At 70.0% G+C, this 18,361-nt stretch carries 15 protein-coding genes; 6 read left to right on the top strand and 9 right to left on the bottom strand.

The features are described 5' to 3' along the window. Positions 1-48 precede the first annotated feature (48 nt). From WFI52_RS05285 to pflA, 3 genes are all read left to right on the top strand, one after another. Complete coding sequence (locus WFI52_RS05285; protein WP_336625772.1) at positions 49-753, top strand: DUF1775 domain-containing protein; 705 nt, start codon at positions 49-51, stop codon at positions 751-753. Between the two features lie 218 nt (positions 754-971). Further along, positions 972-3,233 (top strand): formate C-acetyltransferase, encoded by a 2,262-nt coding sequence (gene pflB / locus WFI52_RS05280; RefSeq protein WP_336625773.1) that lies wholly within the window; start codon positions 972-974, stop codon positions 3,231-3,233. A 48-nt stretch (positions 3,234-3,281) separates the two neighbouring features. Then, the gene (gene pflA / locus WFI52_RS05275; protein ID WP_336625774.1) at positions 3,282-4,130 is read left to right on the top strand and encodes a pyruvate formate-lyase-activating protein; all 849 of its coding nucleotides are present in this window, start codon (positions 3,282-3,284) and stop codon (positions 4,128-4,130) included. A gap of 5 nt (positions 4,131-4,135) precedes the next feature. On the opposite strand, the gene dxr is transcribed toward pflA, so the two are convergent. Further along, complete coding sequence (gene dxr, locus WFI52_RS05270; protein ID WP_336625775.1) at positions 4,136-5,224, bottom strand: 1-deoxy-D-xylulose-5-phosphate reductoisomerase; 1,089 nt, start codon at positions 5,222-5,224, stop codon at positions 4,136-4,138. Positions 5,225-5,250: 26 nt separating this feature from the next. Then, positions 5,251-6,216, bottom strand: coding sequence for an FKBP-type peptidyl-prolyl cis-trans isomerase (locus tag WFI52_RS05265; RefSeq protein ID WP_336625776.1), 966 nt, complete (start codon positions 6,214-6,216; stop codon positions 5,251-5,253). Positions 6,217-6,342: 126 nt separating this feature from the next. On the opposite strand from WFI52_RS05265, the gene WFI52_RS05260 reads away from it, so the two are divergent. Beyond that, positions 6,343-7,134 (top strand): lysophospholipid acyltransferase family protein, encoded by a 792-nt coding sequence (locus tag WFI52_RS05260; RefSeq protein WP_336625777.1) that lies wholly within the window; start codon positions 6,343-6,345, stop codon positions 7,132-7,134. Here WFI52_RS05260 and WFI52_RS05255 read toward each other — a convergent pair. After that, positions 7,103-7,603, bottom strand: coding sequence for an OsmC family protein (locus WFI52_RS05255; protein ID WP_336625778.1), 501 nt, complete (start codon positions 7,601-7,603; stop codon positions 7,103-7,105). The genes WFI52_RS05260 and WFI52_RS05255 overlap by 32 nt on opposite strands. A 39-nt stretch (positions 7,604-7,642) precedes the next feature. Here WFI52_RS05255 and WFI52_RS05250 point away from each other — a divergent pair, with 39 nt between their 5' ends. Further along, positions 7,643-8,632, top strand: coding sequence for an asparaginase (locus tag WFI52_RS05250; protein WP_336625779.1), 990 nt, complete (start codon positions 7,643-7,645; stop codon positions 8,630-8,632). Between the two features lie 12 nt (positions 8,633-8,644). Here the strand turns inward: WFI52_RS05250 and WFI52_RS05245 are convergent, their stop codons facing one another. The 5 genes from WFI52_RS05245 to WFI52_RS05225 all read right to left on the bottom strand — a co-directional run bounded on the left by WFI52_RS05245 (position 8,645) and on the right by WFI52_RS05225 (position 16,912). Beyond that, entirely contained in the window at positions 8,645-11,437 is a 2,793-nt protein-coding gene (locus WFI52_RS05245; RefSeq protein WP_336625780.1) for an FtsK/SpoIIIE domain-containing protein, read from the bottom strand. A gap of 67 nt (positions 11,438-11,504) precedes the next feature. Beyond that, entirely contained in the window at positions 11,505-12,332 is an 828-nt protein-coding gene (locus WFI52_RS05240) for a PP2C family protein-serine/threonine phosphatase (protein WP_336625781.1), read from the bottom strand. A gap of 2 nt (positions 12,333-12,334) precedes the next feature. Further along, complete coding sequence (locus tag WFI52_RS05235; protein ID WP_336625782.1) at positions 12,335-14,317, bottom strand: ABC transporter ATP-binding protein; 1,983 nt, start codon at positions 14,315-14,317, stop codon at positions 12,335-12,337. After that, positions 14,314-16,047, bottom strand: a complete 1,734-nt coding sequence (locus WFI52_RS05230; RefSeq protein ID WP_336625783.1) for an ABC transporter ATP-binding protein — start codon at positions 16,045-16,047, stop codon at positions 14,314-14,316. The genes WFI52_RS05235 and WFI52_RS05230 overlap by 4 nt, the downstream gene beginning before the upstream one ends. A gap of 148 nt (positions 16,048-16,195) precedes the next feature. Further along, positions 16,196-16,912, bottom strand: coding sequence for a large exoprotein (locus WFI52_RS05225; RefSeq protein WP_336625784.1), 717 nt, complete (start codon positions 16,910-16,912; stop codon positions 16,196-16,198). 167 nt (positions 16,913-17,079) lie between these two features. On the opposite strand from WFI52_RS05225, the gene WFI52_RS05220 reads away from it, so the two are divergent. Next, a complete protein-coding gene (locus WFI52_RS05220; protein WP_336625785.1) occupies positions 17,080-17,571 on the top strand; it encodes a DUF4282 domain-containing protein in 492 nt (163 codons plus the stop codon). A 2-nt stretch (positions 17,572-17,573) separates the two neighbouring features. Here WFI52_RS05220 and WFI52_RS05215 read toward each other — a convergent pair whose 3' ends face one another. After that, positions 17,574-18,323, bottom strand: a complete 750-nt coding sequence (locus WFI52_RS05215; RefSeq protein ID WP_336625786.1) for a YaaA family protein — start codon at positions 18,321-18,323, stop codon at positions 17,574-17,576. Positions 18,324-18,361 lie beyond the last annotated feature (38 nt).

The raw sequence follows: 18,361 nt of genomic DNA, 5'->3' as shown, positions 1-18,361 counted from the left end.
GCGCGGCATCCTGCCGCAGTCAGACGACCCTGCACAGAGAGACCCCTCATGACCCGCACTCCTTCGCGCGCGCGTGCGCGTGTCCTCGCCGGCGTGATCGCCGGGTCCGCCCTGGTGATCGCTGCTCCGCTCGCGGCCTCCGCCCACGTCCACGTCACCCCCGAGGAATCGACGGCCGGCGGGACGACCCGCCTGTCCTTCTCCCTCAGCCACGGTTGCGAGGACTCCCCCACGACCGCGCTCGTCTTCACGATCCCGGAAGGGATCGACGGAGTCACCCCGGTGCTCGACGGCGCCTGGACCATCCAGCGCACCCTCGGCTCGGACGGCATCCCCACCGCTGTCACCTACACCGCCGTGAATCCGATCGAGTCGGGCGTGTCGGCCACTGTGTCGCTCGACGTCATCTTCGCCTCTTCCGCGTCGGGGACCTCCGTCGCGTTCCCCGTCCTGCAGAAGTGCGTCAGCGGCGAGACCGATTGGTCGCAGGTCGCCACCGAAGGACAGACCGAAGACGACCTCGAGGCGCCCGCTCCCGTCGTCGCCGTCGGCGATGTTGTCACCGACGGCGGACACGGGCACAGCGACGACCACGACGAGGCGGAGGCGACGGATGCCGCGTCGCCCGGTCACAGCGACGCCGCCGCGACGACCGACGCGGATCCGGTCGCCCGCTGGCTGAGCGGCGGGGCGCTCGTCGCCGCGCTCGCCGCGCTCGGCGTGGCCGTGTTCGGACGCCGCCGCAGCAGCTGACCCGGGAGGACGAGCGTCGCGCACCTCCTCAAGCCGGTCCCGACGCAGTTCGCGAGACGCCCCCATGCGTTGTGGTCAGTCCACAATCCGCGGGGGCGTTCCGCGTGTCCTCCAGAAGGAATCGTGCACGATCTGATTGTGGTCTGACCACAGATCTATTCTGGAGTCACGGCCTCGCGCGAACAGGCGCAGACCCCCGACGACTGAGGAAGCGAATCATGACCACCGTCACCCCCGCAGCTCAAGACGCGCAGCCCGCCGCATGGAGCGGCTTCAAGGCCGGCCCCTGGCAGGATCAGATCGACGTGCGCGACTTCATCCAGCGCAACTACACGCCCTACACGGGCGACGCCGCCTTCCTCGCGGGGCCGACCGCGCGCACGACGCGCATCTGGGACACCCTGTCCGGAATGTTCCCCGAGGAGCGCGCAAAAGGGATCTACGACGTCGACCCGCACACTCCGGCGGGCATCACAGCGCACGGCCCGGGCTACATCCGCGAGGGCGACGAGATCATCGTGGGTCTGCAGACGGATGCCCCCCTCAAACGCGCCATCATGCCCAACGGCGGCTGGCGCATGGTCGAGGGCGCCCTCGAGACCTACGGATACGAAGTCGACCAGACCCTCAAAACCGTCTTCAGCGACTATCGCAAGACCCACAACCAGGGCGTCTTCGACGTCTACCCGCCGAATGTGCGTGCCGCGCGCTCGTCGCACATCATCACGGGGCTCCCCGACGCGTACGGCCGCGGCCGGATCATCGGCGATTACCGCCGTGTCGCGCTCTACGGCGTCGACCAGCTCATCGCCGCGAAGAAGATCGACAAGCTGGGTCTTGACACCACGCCGTTCACCGAGCAGATCGCCCGCGAGCGCGAGGAGCACGCCGAGCAGATCCGCGCCCTGCAGGAGCTGAAGCAGATGGCCGCCTCGTACGGCATCGACATCTCGGGCCCCGCGACGACGGCGAAAGAAGCGGTCCAGTGGCTGTACTTCGCGTACCTCGGCGCGGTCAAGGAGCAGAACGGCGCGGCGATGTCCCTCGGCCGCACGTCCACCTTCCTCGACGTCTTCATTCAGCGCGACCTCGAGGCGGGCACGCTCACCGAGACCGAGGCGCAGGAGATCATCGACGACTTCGTGATCAAACTGCGGATCGTGCGGTTCCTCCGAACACCCGAATACGACGCGCTGTTCTCCGGCGACCCCACGTGGGTCACCGAGACGATCGGCGGCATGGGAGAGGACGGGCGCCCGCTCGTTACCAAGAACTCGTTCCGCTACCTGCAGACGCTCTACAACCTGGGCCCCGCCCCCGAGCCCAACATGACGGTGTTCTGGAGCCCCGACCTGCCCCAGGGCTTCAAGGACTTCTGCGCTCAGGTGTCGATCGACACGTCGGCCGTGCAGTACGAATCCGACGAGATCATCCGCCCGGCCTGGGGCGACGACGCCGCGATCGCCTGCTGCGTGAGCCCGATGCGCGTCGGCAAGCAGATGCAGTTCTTCGGAGCGCGCGTCAACCTCGCGAAAACGCTCCTCTACGCCATCAACGGCGGCCGCGACGAGGTCTCCGGCAAGCAGGTCTCCCCCGTCGCCGCCCCCGTCGGCGAGGGCGCGCTCGACTACGACGACGTGATGGCCCGGTTCGACAAGACGATGGACTGGCTCGCCGAGACCTACGTCGAGGCGCTCAACTGCATCCACTGGTCGCACGACAAGTACGCCTACGAGCGGCTCGAAATGGCCCTGCACGACAAGGACGTGCTGCGGACGATGGCCTGCGGGATCGCGGGCCTCTCGGTCACGACCGACTCGCTGTCGGCGATCAAGTACGCGACGGTCACGCCGGTCTTCGACGAGCGCGGGATCGTCGTCGACTACACGATTTCGGGCGAGTTCCCGACGTACGGCAACGATGACGACCGCGCCGACGACATCGCGGTCGACCTCGTCGAACGCTTCATGGCGAAGATCCGCCGCCACCCGATGTATCGGAACGCCCTGCCGACCCAGTCGGTGCTGACGATCACGTCCAACGTCGTGTACGGCAAGGCGACGGGCAACACCCCCGACGGCCGCCGTGCCGGCGAGCCGTTCGCCCCGGGAGCCAACCCGATGAACGGACGCGACACGCATGGCATGCTCGCTTCGGCGCTATCGGTGGCCAAGCTCCCCTATTCCGAGTCCCAGGACGGCATCTCGCTGACCAACACCGTGGTCCCTGCCGGTCTCGGCCGCACGAAGGATGAGCAGGTGGCGAACCTGGCGGGGCTGTTGGACGCGTACGTCGGGTCGGAGGGGTACCACATGAACGTCAACGTGTTGAACCGCGAGACGCTCGAGGACGCCATGGAACACCCCGAGAACTACCCGCAGCTGACGATCCGCGTGTCGGGCTACGCCGTGAACTTCGTGCGGCTGACGCGCGAGCAGCAGCTCGACGTCCTGTCGCGCACGTTCCACGGCTCGATGTAACCCCACCCCCACCCCCACCCCAGCAGACCCCCGAGAGGAGCAGAAATCATGGTCGCCACACTCATCGGCACCGCGATCGAGGCCCCCCTCGGGGGTCTTGCGGTCGCGGACGTCGACCGTCACGAGCGCCTCGCCGCGATGCGCGAGGGCCGGCTCGGGTCGGTGCACTCGTGGGAGCTCGTGACTGCCGTCGATGGACCGGGCACACGGCTCACTACGTTCCTGTCCGGCTGCCCTCTGCAGTGTCTGTACTGCCACAACCCCGACACGCTGCAGATGAAGGACGGGCACCCTGTCACGAGCGACGAGCTCCTGCGCCGCATCGCGCGGTACGCCGGAATCTTCCGCGCCACCGGTGGCGGCATCACGCTCTCGGGCGGTGAAGTGCTCATGCAGCCCGCGTTCGCCGCTCGCATTCTGCGCGGAGCGAAGGAACTCGGCATCCACACCGCCCTCGACACGTCGGGCTTCCTCGGCGCCGCGGCGACGGACGACATGCTCGCCGATGTCGACCTCGTCCTTCTGGATGTGAAGAGCGGTGACCCCGACACCTACCGGCGGGTGACGGGGCGCGAGCTCGAACCGACCCTCGACTTCGGGCGGCGCCTCGCGGAGATGCCGCACGGACCCGAGGTCTGGATCCGTTTCGTACTCGTTCCCGGACTTACCGACGACGCCCGGAACGTCGAGCGGGTGGCCGCCTACGCGGCCTCCCTCAACGAGATCATGCCCGGCACCGTCACACGCGTCGAGGTACTGCCCTTCCACCAGATGGGCCGCGACAAGTGGGCTGCACTCGGCCGCGACTACGCCCTCGCCGACACCGAGCCGCCCACGCCCGAGCTCACCGAACGCGTGCGCGCCCAGTTCCGCGCGCACGGCCTCACGACGTACTGAGGCCCTCAGCCGGCGGAGATGAGCCGATCGGCCGCATCGCGCGCCCATACCTCGGCCTCGGCGAGTGAGCCCCGGTCGAGCGTCGCCGGCGCGATGTGCGCGTCGACGACGCGACGAACGGTGTCCAGGATGCCGAGGAACGGCAGCGCACCCTCGTGGAAGGCATCCACCGCCTGCTCGTTCGCCGCATTGAAGACGGCGGGGTACGTACCGCCGGCGCGCCCCACGTGCTTGGCGAGCTCGACCGCGGGGAACGCCTCGGCATCCAAAGGCTCGAAGGTCCATGTCTGCGCCGTCGTCCAGTCGAGAGGCACGCCGACGCCAGCGACCCGGTGCGGCCAGTCGAGGCCGAGCGAGATCGGCAATCGCATGTCCGGCGGGGATGCCTGGGCGATCGTCGACCCGTCGACGAACTCGACCATCGAGTGGACGATCGACTGAGGGTGCACCGCGACATCGATGTCGTCGTAATCGACGCCGAACAACAGATGCGCCTCGATGACCTCGAGGCCCTTGTTGACGAGCGTCGCCGAGTTCGTCGTGACGACACGTCCCATGTTCCACGTCGGGTGCGCGAGCGCCTCGGCGGGGGTGACTTCCTGCAGCGACTCCCGCGTGCGCCCACGGAAGGGACCGCCGGATGCCGTCAAAACGAGCCGACGCACCTCGCCCGCCGTGCCACTGCGGAGCGCCTGCGCGATCGCGGAGTGCTCCGAGTCGACGGGCACGATCTGCCCGGGCGCGGCGAGCGCCGTGACGAGATCGCCCCCCACGATGAGTGACTCCTTGTTCGCGAGCGCGAGTGTGCGCCCCGTCTCAAGCGCCGCGAGGGTCGGGCCCAGCCCGACCGAACCCGTGATGCCGTTGAGCACGACGTCGGCCTCGACATCGCGGACGAGCTGCTCGGCGGCATCCGCTCCCAACGCCGTCGCCTCGTGCGCGACCTCGAACTCGACGGCCTGCGCCGCGAGGGACTCCGCGTCGCGCCCCGCGGCGAGACCCACGACCTCGAACTGGTCGCGGCGCTCGCGGATGACGTCGAGGGCCTGCGTCCCGATCGAGCCGGTGGAGCCGAGGATCAGGACGCGCCGCATGCGCTCAGCCTACCCGCGCGCGCCGATCAGCCCTGGGCCTTCTGCGCACCGATGATGTCCACGACGAAGACGAGCGTCTCGCCCTTCAGATCGTTGGCGTTGATGTCGCCCTCGCCGTATCCGTCCTTCGGCGGGATGACGACGAGCACCTGAGACCCGACGGTCTGCCCTTCGAGGGCCTTCTGGAAGCCCGCGACGACGCCGGTTGTGGAGAAGCTGGTCGGCACGCCGCCCTTGTCCCACGTGGAATCGAAGGTCTTGCCGTCCGACCAGCGGACGCCCGTGTACTGCACGAGCACGGTGTCGCCGCTCTGGACGGTGTAGCCGTCGCCCTTCTTGAGCGTTTCGAGCGTCGTCTCGGTAGGCGCATCGCCGCCGGGCAGCGTGATGGTCGGCGCACCGTTGTCAGCGAGCGCGACGGTCGGCAGGCCCTCGGTCGTGGGCTGCGGCTCGCCCCATGCGGCGGTCGGGACGATGGAGAGCAGATCGATGACGTACACCTGACCCGACGCCGACTCCGTCGCGGGGAACGTCGCGACGACCCGCTCACCGGGCGCACCGCAGCCGAAGATCTGGCCGAGCGGGGCGTCCGCGGAAATCTGCTGCGGCATGAGCTCGGCGGGGTTGTACCCGACGTCACCGATCTTCTCCCCGGTCGTGGCGTCGAAGGCGCTCATCGCGTACGTGACGAAATCGCCGGCCTTGAGCGGCGTGCCGGTGCCTTCGGAGATCACCGTCGCCTGCAGCTCGGGGATGTCGAGCGGAGCGGAGAAGGTCGCCGTCGACGCGGTGCCGACATCGCCGGTCACCTGGACGGCGCTGGAGGCATCACCCGAGGCCGCGCGCGCGTCGCACAGGTCGACGGCCGCGCTCGCGCTGGGGGATGCCGAGGGCGCGGGCGCGCCGCCTCCGGCGCACCCGGCCAGCAGGAGCACCGACGCAACGGTGGCGGACAAAGCGGCGATCGGGCGCAGGCGCACGGAGAACCTCACAGAGATGGGATGAAGGGACGCCCCATCATGTCGCACTTTGTTCTGCGCCCGCTGAGAACCGCGGCATGGAACGTGCAGCACGAGGCCATACGCGAAGCGGCATGGAATCGGGAGTACCCTCGACGGGTGGCAGAAGAGCAGGCCGGCGCACCGGACGCGCAACAGCCCCATGCCCCGCAGGCGGACGCCGACGTCGCCCCGGTCGGGTTCACGTACTACGTCGGACGCGGCGTACTCGTCCCCCTCGCACGGCTGCTCTACCGGCCGCGCATCGAAGGGCGCGGCAACATCCCGCGCACCGGCAAGGTGATCTTCGCGAGCAACCACCTGTCGTTCATCGACTCGCTCATCATCCCCATGTTCTCCCCGCGCCCGGTGTATTTTCTCGCGAAGTCGTCGTACTTCGACGGCAAGGGCTTCAAGGGATGGGTGAGCCGTCAATTCTTCACGGCCATCGGTGCCACGCCCGTCCAACGCGGCGCCGGACAGGCGGCGCTCGACGCACTCGATCAGCAGCGGCGCATCCTGCACTCGGGGCGGGCGATCGCGCTCTACCCCGAGGGCACACGCTCGCTCGATGGCCGACTCTACAAGGGACGCACCGGCGTGGCATTCCTCGCGTTGGAAGAGGGTGCGCAAGTCGTGCCCGTCGGACTCATCGGCACGAACGAAGCGATGCCCGTCGGAGCGAAATTCCCCAAGCGGCATCCTCGCGTGACGGTGCGCTACGGCGAGCCGATCGACCTGTCCCATCTCGGGGCGGCCAACAGCGGGCGCGCGCGGCGGCAGGCGACCGACGAGATCATGGCGGCCATTCACGCCCTCTCCGGTCAAGAGCTCGCGGGAACCTATAACGAGGCGCCCGCTTCCAACCCGGTCGAACGCCTCAAGCAGGTCCTTCCGCACGAGCGGCGCTGACGGTTGCCTCGTGGCGGACCGGGAAGTTCACCGAGTTCGCGATGAAGCACCACTCGTGCGCCTGCGCGTGCGCGGCTTCGGCGGCGGAGATCATGCCGGCCTCGGCCACGACGACGCGGGGATGGAGCACGACCTCGTGGAACGCTCCCCCACCGCGGCCGTCCTCGACCATGACCCCCGTGGCCTCATCCGTGTACTCGAGGACGGTCACGCCCGCCACGACGCACGCGTGGAGGTACGACAGTAGGTGGCACTCCGAAAGCGCACCCAGCAGAAGGTCTTCGGGGTTCCATTTCGCACGGTCGCCGCGGAAGGGTCGGTCGGCGGATGCCACGATCGGATCCTTTCCGTCGACGAGGAGCGACACCGAGCGGTCGTAGTCGCGATATCCGCTCGTTCCGGAACCGCGATTGCCGGTCCACTCGCTGCGCAGGAGGTAGCGGTGCTCGCCGAACGTGGAACCGGTCATGGCGCCAGTCTGCCACCACCCCGGCGGTAGGCTGTCCCGGTGCCCGAGACCATCACCGTTCCCGCATCCGTCGAGCTCGCCGTCGTCGAACGCAGCGGCTTCGTCGAGTCCCGACACGCAGGCTCTGCCATCGTGCTGGACGCGGAGGGCGTGCCGCTTCTGACGCTCGGCGACGTCGAGACGCCGATCCTGCCGCGCTCGAGCCTGAAGCCGCTGCAGGCGCTCGGCTCACTGACGGCGGGCGCCGTCCTGGACGGCGAGCGCCTGGCCCTTGCCACGGCGAGCCACACCGGCACCGACCGCCACGTCGCCGTCGTGCGGGAGATGCTCACGGCGGGCGGGCTCTCCGAGTCGGACCTCGGCTGCCCCGCGGCGTGGCCGAGCGACACCGCGACCCGTGACGAGCTCGTGCGCGAACTGGGGCAGCCCGAGCGCATCCGCATGAACTGCTCCGGAAAGCATGCGGCGATGCTCCTCGCCTGCCGTGCGAGCGGCTGGGACACGGAGACCTATCTCGATCCGGCGCATCCGCTCCAGCTGCACATCCGCGAGGTGATCGAGCGCCTGACGGGCGCGAAGATCTCCGTGACGGCGATCGACGGCTGCGGGGCACCCGTGCACGCGATGAGTCTTTCGGCGCTCGCTCGCGCGACGCACCGCATCGGTACGTCGTCGGAGCGGTCGCCCTTCGCCCTGCATCGCACCGCGGGCGCCCTGGTGCGCGCGGTGCGCGAGAATCCGTGGGCGATCGACGGCCCTGGCCGACAGGACACGATCGCGATCGAGCGCCTGGGGGTGTTCGCGAAGGGCGGCGCCGAGGGGATCATGATCATGGTCGCGCCGAACGGCACGACGGTCGCCCTCAAGGTGCTCGACGGGTCGGGCCGCGCGGCTACGGCGATCGCGATCGCCCTGCTCGAGCGCGTGGGCGCGCTCGCGGCCGGCGATGTCGCGCAGACGCTCGCGCACCTTCCGCTCGAGGTCCTCGGCGGCGGACGCGACGTCGGCACGATCAGGGCGACCGTCTGATCCGCGCCGCGCTCAGGCACCGGGCAACCGTACGCGACGAGCGGGGGTCCCCGGCTCGACCAGCCACGCGCGGCCGGCTCCGGAGGCGGCGAACGGAGGGAGCTCGCGCGACCCAGTGACGGCTCGGAACTCCGCCGCGCACGCCGCATCGACGACGATCGTTCCACGCTCGCGCGCGAGGGCGAGCAGCCGCCACTGCGCGAGCCACGCCTCGGGGGTCCCGACGACGATGTCGGCGCTGTCATCGCCTGTGACGCGACCGTCCACGATGTCCGAGATCTCGCGCACGCGCACGCCGTTCCGGGCCCACGCGGCGCGAACGGCCTCGGCGTGCGCCCCCGGCGGCAGGACGAGGGCGAGCAGCCGACCCGGTGCGTGCGCGGCCCACGGAGCCTCGACCCGCTGCGTCGCGCCGGCATCCGCACCCGTACCATCCTCGACCACGGCGACCTGGACCAGCGTTCGCCCCCATCGGCCCCGCCCAGCGCGGGCATCCGGCGCGAAGTCGGCGGCCTCACCGCCGGCGGCGACGTGATCCGCGCGCGTAGCGAGGGGCAGTATCAGCCGCTGCGGCACCAGGTCGAGCACGCGCCCGAGTGCGCCCGCGAGTCTGGACACCGCAATGACGATCCTCACCTCGCGCGCCCGCGCCTCGCGGCACGCGCGTTCGAGTGCAGCGAGCCATGCGACGCCGTGTTCGGCGCCCAGACGGGCCACCAGGCTGTCGGCGTTATCGATCAGCACGACGGATCCACGCGGCGCACTCTCGAGGTTCATGACGGTGTCCCATGCTCCCTCCGGATCGGCCGGCACCCGGATCGCGGCTCGGGCCTGGGCGCCGATCGTCCGAAGCACGGTCGTGCGCCCGCTGCCCGGGCCGCCGACGACGACGAGCCCCACCGCACCAGCGGGAAGAATCACCGCGGACTGCCGCTGTTGCTCGGGTTCGTCGCCCACGCCGACGAGGATCTCCGCAGCGGATGCCGCCGTCAGCGCACGCGCGGCCGCGAGATCGATCACATCCGGCAGCGGCGGAAGCCACGGCTGCCGCGCGGGCTGCAGACCCGACGTCTCGGCACGCACGGCGCCGATGGTTTCGGGCGGGCACAGCGCGACGCGCAGGCGTCGCGGCTCGGTGTCCGCCGCGCGGCGGATGAGCGCGATGCCTCGCGCCGCCGCCGTCCCCGCCAGACGTACGGCGTCGTCGTGCCCAAGGACCGCCCGCGAGTCGGCGGCATCCGTCACCCGGAAGGCGATGCGCAGCGGAGCGTTGGCGAGCACACCGTCGCGGAATGCGCCCGCGGCGCGCTGCGAGGCCAGGACGAGGTGCATGCCGAGCGCGCGCCCGCGGGCAGCGATGTCGGCGAAGAGGTCGTGCAGTTCGGGTCGTGCGGCGACGAGGGCGGCGTACTCGTCGACGACGATCACGAGCCGCGCGAGATCCGCGCCGGCCTCATCGATGTCGCGCGCTCCTTCCCGGGCGAGCACACGTTCGCGATGGCGGATCTCTGCGCGCAGGCTCTCGACGGCCCGGAGCGCCCGTGTCTCGTCGAGGTCGGTGAGGACGCCCGTCACGTGCGGCAGCCCGGCGAGCGCGTCGAACGTGCGCCCGCCTTTGAAGTCGACGAGAAGCAGAGCGAGCTCCTGTGGCGTGCGCGTACGGCACATCGCGACCATCCACGTCGTCAGCAGCTCGCTCTTGCCCGACCCGGTCACGCCCACGACGACGGCGTGCGGCCCGTCCGCAACGAGGTCTACGACGACCGGCTCACCGGCACTCACCCCGATCGCGGCGGCAAGGGTCGTGCGTCCGCCCACGCGCGGCGTGAGGTCGTCGAGGAGAGTGGTCCCGTCGACCCGCTGCCCGAGCGTCGCCGCGCGTGCTGCGAGTAGGGCTGCGGCGCGCTGAGCCTGCGCACGCGACACCGCCTCGACGACCACATCGCGTGAGGATCCGTCGTGATCGAGACGCGCTCGCCCCGCGGGCTCGATGGTCAGGACAGCGGCGCAACGGGGCGGCGGCGGAGCACCCTCGGCGACGCGGACGATCGGAAGGTCGGCGTCTTCGGGGACCGGCTGATCCGCTGTGCCGACGAAGACGACGAGGCCGCGCGTCGCCTCACGGTGCGGCATCTCCACGGCGCACGCCTCGTCGCCGACGAGGCGCACGCTCCCCGGTGGATGCGCGAGGCACACTTGCAGCGCGAGTGCACGCACGACCGCCGCCGATGCGACGGGCGGCCCGCAGACCGCGATGCCCGCCGCGAACGGCACCGTGACCGGTACGCCGTCGATGCGCTGGGCCCGTCGACGCAGATCTCGCACTGCGCTCGCATGTCGGCCGTCGTCCCCGGCGTCAGACCCGGTGGCGCCCTCGACGCGGACCGCGCTCGCCCCGAGCCCCCGACCGACGACCACCACGTCTCCTCGACCGGGAACCACCCGCCAGATCTCGTCGGTGTCGGACGCGTAGCCTGCGACGTCGGGGGTGCGGCGCCACGCGCGCGCACGTTCGATGTCGTGCCGGGCCTCGACCTCGGCGGCGAGCGCGACGAGAACCGCTGCGCCCTCCCGGTGCGCACGCCGACGGGCGCGGCGTGCCGTGCGCACCCCGTCCGCGAATCCCGCGACGGCCATGAGCGGCCCGAGCGCGGCGAACCACAGCGCGAACGTCGAGCCCGTCACCTGCCACAGCACGACGGCGCCGATGACGGGGACGAGGGCGGCCGCGACCGGAATCGACGGCCGCACGGCAGGGGCCGGCGCGGGCGGGAGTCGCAGCGGCTCATCAATGACGTCGTGCATGCGCGACAGTCAAGCGGGCCGCGGGGGCGCGCCGGGCGCGCAGGCCCGGATCGGTGGAGGGATTGCGTCAGAGTCCGGTTGTGGAGGAGTCGATGGATGCCGAGGCATCCGACCGGGTGGCAGCCGAGGTCGTGCGGTGCGCGTTGAGCACGATGATCGTCACGTTGTCACGGCCGCCGTTCTCGAGTGCCGCCTCGAGCATGTCGTCGGCGGCCTCGGTAGGATCGTCGTGCTGCAGGAGGAAGTGCAGGATGCCGTAGTCGGTGAGTTCCTTCGTGAGTCCGTCGCTGCAGATGACGAAGCGGTCACCGTCGACGACCTCGAGACGCACGTAGTCGGGCGCGACGCCGTCAGAAGGCCCGATCGCGCGCGTGATGACATTGCCGTACGGGTGGTTCTCGGCTTCTTCGGGGGTGAGGCGACCCGCCGCGATGAGCTCCTGCACGACGGAGTGGTCGGTCGTCACCTGGGCGAGACCGCCGTCACGGAAGAGATACACGCGCGAGTCACCGACGTTCAGAGTCACCCACGTCGGCTCATCTCCGGTGAGGTCGAGGTAGACGCCCGTGACGGTCGTCCCGGTGCCCTCGTCGGTCGTCTCGGGGTGCGCCGCGATGTCGTTCACGGCGCGCGCGAGAGCCTTCTCGATGGTTTTGGGAGCGACGTCGCCCTTCGCCGCGACGGCTCGCAGCCGATCGACGGTCGAGGCACTCGCGATCTCCCCACCGATGTGCCCCCCCATGCCGTCGGCGACGACGAAGAGCGGGTACTCCGCCAGAACGGCGTCTTGATTGGCGTCGCGCCGGCGTCCCCGATGGGTCAGCGCGGACCAGGTCAGCTCGAGCGCACCGTCTTCGAGGGGGACGGTGCGCGACTGGGTCGCGGCTTCGGTCACGCTCACACTCTAGTAGACGCCTCCCCCGCCTCCTGGGCGACGGGCTCATCGAACTGCGCGTTGTACAGACGCCAGTACGCCCCGCGCGCACGCAAGAGCTCATCGTGGCTGCCCTGTTCCACGATCGCACCCGCCTCCATGACGAGAATGAGGTCGGCGTCGCGGATGGTCGAGAGCCGATGCGCGATGACGAACGAGGTGCGGTCGCGGCGCAGCCGCGACATCGCGCGCTGGATGAGCAGCTCGGTCCGCGTGTCGACCGAGCTGGTCGCTTCGTCGAGGATGAGGATCCGCGGATCGGACAGGAACGCCCGGGCGATCGTCACGAGCTGACGCTCACCCACGGACAGGTTGGTGGCCTCGTCGTCCAGAACGGTGTCGTAGCCGTCCGGCAGCGCGTGCACGAATCGGTCGACGTACGCGGCGGTCGCGGCGGCGACGATCTCCTCCTCGCTCGCGTCGGGGCGGCCGTAGGCGATGTTCTCACGGATCGTGCCCGCGAACAGCCAGGTATCCTGCAGCACCATGCCCGTACGCCCACGCAGGTCGTCGCGCGTCATGAGACGCGTATCGAGGCCCCCGAGGGAGATGACACCGGCATCCACGTCGTAGAACCTCATGATGAGGTTCACGAGCGTCGTCTTGCCCGCACCCGTCGGGCCGACGATCGCGACGGTGGACCCGGGGTCGGCATGCAGCGAGAGGTTCTCGATGAGCGGGTTCTCGGGCGCGTAGCGGAACCCGACCTCCCGGAATGCGAGGTCGGCGGCGCTCCCGGGCACTGTCTCGGCGGGGTCGGCGTCGGGCGTCTGCTCCTCCTCGTCCAGCAGTTCGAACACGCGCTCCGCGCTCGCAACGCCCGACTGCAGAAGATTCGCCATCGATCCGAGCTGGCTGAGCGGCTGGGTGAACTGCCGCGAGTACTGGATGAACGCCTGGACATCACCGATCGACATCAGTCCGCCGGCGACCTGCAGCCCGCCGACGACCGCGATCGCGACGTACACGAGGTTCCCGATGAACATCATGGCCGGCATGATGATGCCGGAGAGGAACTGGGCGCCGAAGCTTGCCCGGTACACCTCCTCGTTCTCCGCGGCGAAGTCGGTCTCGACCTCGCGCTGGTGTCCGAACACCTTGACCACGTTGTGGCCCGAGAAGGTCTCCTCGACGCGAGCGTTGAGGATGCCGGTGGCTTTCCACTGCAGGACGAACAGCTTCTGCGACCGCTTCGCGACGAGCATCGTGATGGCGATCGTGAGCGGAATCGTGACGAGGGCGATGACGGCGAGGAGCGGCGAGATGAGGAACATCATGACGAGCACGCCGACGACGGTGAGGAGCGACACGACGACCTGCGACAGCGTCTGCTGCATGGACTGGCCGATGTTGTCGACGTCGTTCGTCACGCGGCTGAGCAATTCGCCCCGCTGGACCCGGTCGAAGTAGGACAGCGGCAGGCGGTGGATCTTGTCCTCGACCCGCACGCGCAGTCGGTTCATCGCACGCTGCACGATGCCGTTCAGCAGCCGCGCCTGCAGCCAGCCGAAGACGGCAGCGAGCACGTACACGGCGATGACGGCGACGATGACCGCACCGAGATGCGCGAAGTCGATTCCGGCTCCCGGGGTGAAGTCCATCGCCGAGAGCATGTCGGCCTGCTGCTGGTTGCCGCTCGCGACGAGCTGGTCGATGACCTGCTGCTTGGTCGTCCCCGCCGGCACCTGCATCGAGATGAAGCCCGCGAAGATGATGTTGGTGCCCTCTCCGAGGATCTTCGGCCCTGCGACGCTCAGCGCGACGGACAGGATGCCGAGAACGAGGACCCCGGCGAGCTTCGGCGTGTCCACGCGCAGCGTTCCGAGCAGACGCTTCGCGCTCGGGCCGAAGTTCTGCGCCTTTCCTGCGGGCGCCATGCCGCGGCCGAAGGGCCCACCCGCCCCTCCCGGGCCACGACCGCCGCCGGGTCCGTGCCCGCCGCTCATGCCGCTTCCTTCGCGGAGAGCTGGGAATCGACGATCTCTCGGTACGTCTCCGACGTCTCCAGCAGTGCGTCGTGCGTGCCGATGCCGACCATGCGTCCATGGTCGACCACGATGATCTGGTCGGCGTGCTGGATCGTCGAGACCCGCTGCGCCACGACGATCCGCGTCGCATCGGGGATGTTCCGGTCGAGGGCGCGGCGGAGCGCGGCATCCGTCTTCAGATCCAGCGCGGAGAACGAGTCGTCGAAGACGTAGATCTCGGGTTTCTTCACGAGGGCGCGCGCGATCGCGAGGCGTTGTCGCTGGCCGCCCGACACGTTCGTGCCGCCCTGCGCGATCGCCGCCTCGAGGCCGCCGTCGAGGCTCTCGACGAAGTCCTTCGCCTGGGCGAGCTCGAGCGCGCGCCAGAGGTCTTCATCGCTCGCATCGCGATCGCCGTAGCGGAGGTTGGATGCCACGGTGCCGGCGAACAGGAAGGCGCGCTGCGGCACGAGACCCACCCGAGCCCAGAGATCGTCCGGATCCATCCGGCGCACATCCACGCCGTCGACGCGGACCGCCCCGCCTGTGACGTCGAACAGGCGCGCGACGAGACCGACGAGCGTCGTCTTGCCCGACCCGGTCGATCCGATGATCGCGGTCGTCGTGCCGGGCTCCGCCGTGAAGGTGATGTCCTGGAGCACGGCGTCGTCGGCGCCCGGGTAGGTGAAGGACACGTGATCGAACTCCACGCGTCCCGCGCCGCGCGGGACGTTCGCCGCGTCGCTCGGCGCGTCGACCGAGGGCTCGGTGTCCAGGACCGCGCCGATGCGATCGGCGCACACCGCGGCGCGCGGGATCATGACGAACATGAAGGTCGCCATCATGACGCCCATGAGGATCTGCATGAGGTAGTTGAGGAAGGCGAACAGGGTGCCGATCTGCACGCCGTGGTTCTGCACCTGATCGGCGCCGAACCAGATCACCGCGGCGGAGGAGAGATTCATCACGAGCATCACGACGGGGAACATCAGCGCCATGAGGTTGCCCGCGCGCAGCGCCGTGTCCATGACGTCTGCGCTGGCAACCGCGAAGCGCGCGCGCTCCTCGCGCTCTCGCACGAAGGCCCGGATGACCCGGATGCCGGTGAGCTGCTCGCGCAGGATCTGGTTGAGTCGGTCGATGCGGGCCTGCATGCGGGTGAACGCCGGCACCATGCGCACGACGATCAGCGAGACCGCGACGAGGAGGACGGGGATCGCCACGAGCATGAGCCAGGACAGCCCGGCATCCTGACGCACCGCCATGATGATGCCGCCGATCGCCAGGATCGGCGCCGACACCATGACGGTCGCCGACATCTGAACGAGCATCTGCACCTGCTGGACGTCGTTGGTGTTGCGCGTGATCAACGAGGGCGCACCGAACTGGCCCACTTCGCGCTGCGAGAACGCGACGACCCGATGGAAGATGTCACCGCGCAGCCGCTTGCCCGCGTCCATCGCCAGTCGCGACCCGAAGTACACGGCGATGAGCGAGCAGACCACCTGGAGGAGACTCACGCCGAGCATCACGGCGCCCGTGCGCCAGATGTAACCGATGTCGCCGGTGATGACACCGTTGTCGATGATGTCGGCGTTGAGAGTCGGCAGGGCGAGCGAGGCGATCGACCCGCCGAGCTGGAACACCACGACGAGCACGAGGAGCGGCCAGGCGGGCGTCAGATAGCGTACGAGGATCTTGCCGAGCATGCGCCCGCCTCTCCGCGCACGGTTCCCGGCCCGGGCGCGCATCGACGCTACGCCCGCGCGCGCACCCCCGGCAAGCCCGGTCGTGCGCTGTCGGCGAACGACGAGGCGGGAGGGGTGATCGCCACCCCTCCCGCCTCGTCAGCGCTTCTCAGGCCTTCGGCGTGTCGCCGTCTGCCGCCGGCGGCGCCGGCGGTTCGGTCGTCGCCGGAGCCACGGGCGGCGCGGGCGGGGCCGCCGGAGGCTGATAGGTGGGTGGGGCGGCAGGCGGCGCGTAGCCCGTGGGCGCAGCAGGCGGCTGGTAGCCGGCCGGAGGCTGGTAGCCGGCCGGAGGCTGATAACCGGCGGGCGGGGCCGCGGCCGCGGTCGGCTGCACCGGGATGCCCTGCCACACGGTGCGGTCGGCGAAGAATCCGTTCGACGCCCACGGGGCGGGAGCGATGTTCGGGTTCCAGCGCGACTTATCGAAGGCGTTGATGCCGAGCCAGATGAGCGACAGGAAGATGTAGAGGATGACCCACGGGGTCTCCTTCTGCAGCTTCTGGCCCACGCGCCAGGCGGCCATCGCGCCCGCGGCCAGCGGCACGAGGCCGATGATGACCCCGAGCACGGGGATGCCGCTCAGCAGAGCGCCAGCGGCGATCGCGATCAGCATGACCCACGGGCTCAAGTCGCCGAGCTTGGCGAACACGAGCAGGTTGTACACCGGCACCCACGCACGCCAGCGGCCCTGTACCCCCGCCTTGTCGAAGACCTTCATCAGGAACCACGAGCCGATGACGTAGAACGCGACGGCGATGAGGAAGAAGAAGAACCCGAGAGCGGCGAGAATGGCGAGGGATCCGGTGTCGGAATAGGAACTGTCCATCGTTTGCCTTCCAGTCTGAAGGAGCTGCGCCGTTGCGGCGCACGGGCACACGGTCCCGTCAGGACACATCGTAGGGGTGCGCCGTGCCCGACGACCAGACTGCGACACTCGCGTGTCGGGCGGCCCTGTCGCTAGCCTGGCGAGAAACATCCGCCGAGAGGACCGCCATGACCGACCCGTCGACGCCCACGCCCCCGCCGCTGCCGGACCGCACCGCCGCCGACGCTGCAGCGGATGCCGCCCACCCTGCCGCCGAAGAGGGCCCGACGCCGGGCATCGCGGGCGTTGACGACACGGGCGTCCGCCGCCTTTCCGGCGATCTCGACGACATCGGCCGCGGCTTCCTCGCCGCCCTCTTCGACATCACCTTCACGCGCTTCATCACACGCCGCCTTGCGAGCGTGTTCTTCCTCGTCGGGCTCGTCGCGATCGGCATCGCCTTCGTCTCGACGTTCGTCGGCGGCATCATCTCGGGCATCGGCGCGCTCGGGTGGAACCCCGGCGGCGGCATCGCCCTCATCCTGTCGACGATCGTGGTGGTGCCCGTCCTCGCGTTCTTCGCGGTCGTGCTGCTCCGTTTCGTCATCGAGGCGGGCGTCGCGCTCGTCGCTATCGCCGAGAACACCGAGCGCACCGCCCAGAACACGCTCCGCGACTGAAGTCAGACGACGAGGTCGAGCTCGCCCGGCGCGCCCGGGCGCACGAGAAGTCCCGCGCCGCTCGCCCACGCGAGGAAGGCCGCCGAACTGCCGATCCTGGGCCGATCCTCGGCCAGCCGGCGCACAAGAGCACCCTTCGCATGCTTGTTGAAGTGGTTGAGCGCCCGCGTCGCGCCCGCGCCGGCGTCGGTGACGACCCGTAGGTAGGCCGACGGCGTACCTGCGGGCACGGGCCCCAGCGCGACGTAAGCTTCCGAGCGGAGGTCCAGCACGAACCGCGGCGCTGCATCAGCGAGCGCCGCGCGGGCGGCATCCGCCCACACGCGCCGCAGCGGAGGGATGCCGGGGATCGACACCCCGGCAGCCAATCGGTACGCCGGGATCGCATCCAGCGCCCCCACGGGCCCGAACGGCGCAGACTGGATCAGGACGCGCGCGCCGAGCCAGCGGCGCCCGGCGGCGTCGAGCGACGCGGCATCCAGAGCGTCGTAGAGGACGCCGGTGTACCGGTCGACAGCAGGCATGGTCCGCGCGGTGCGCAGCGCGGCGTTGTCGGCGATCTCGCCGCGCTGGCGTGCGCTGAGTTTCAGCACGCGCGCCGCCGCGTCCTCGTCGGCGCTGAGCGCGACGAGAGCGCCCGCGACCGCTTCTCGCTGAGGCAGGAGCCTCGGCAGCGCGAGCGCGGAAAGATCGAGCGGCCGTGCCCGGCCGCCGGATCGCTTCGTCTCACTCGGCGGCAACAGGATCAGCATCGGAGGACCTCAGGCGCAGGGACGACGAAGCGCCGACC

This window comes from Microbacterium sp. MMO-20, from assembly GCF_037147735.1.
Lineage (GTDB): Bacteria > Actinomycetota > Actinomycetes > Actinomycetales > Microbacteriaceae > Microbacterium.
This window is presented reverse-complemented; position numbering and strand designations above follow the sequence as displayed.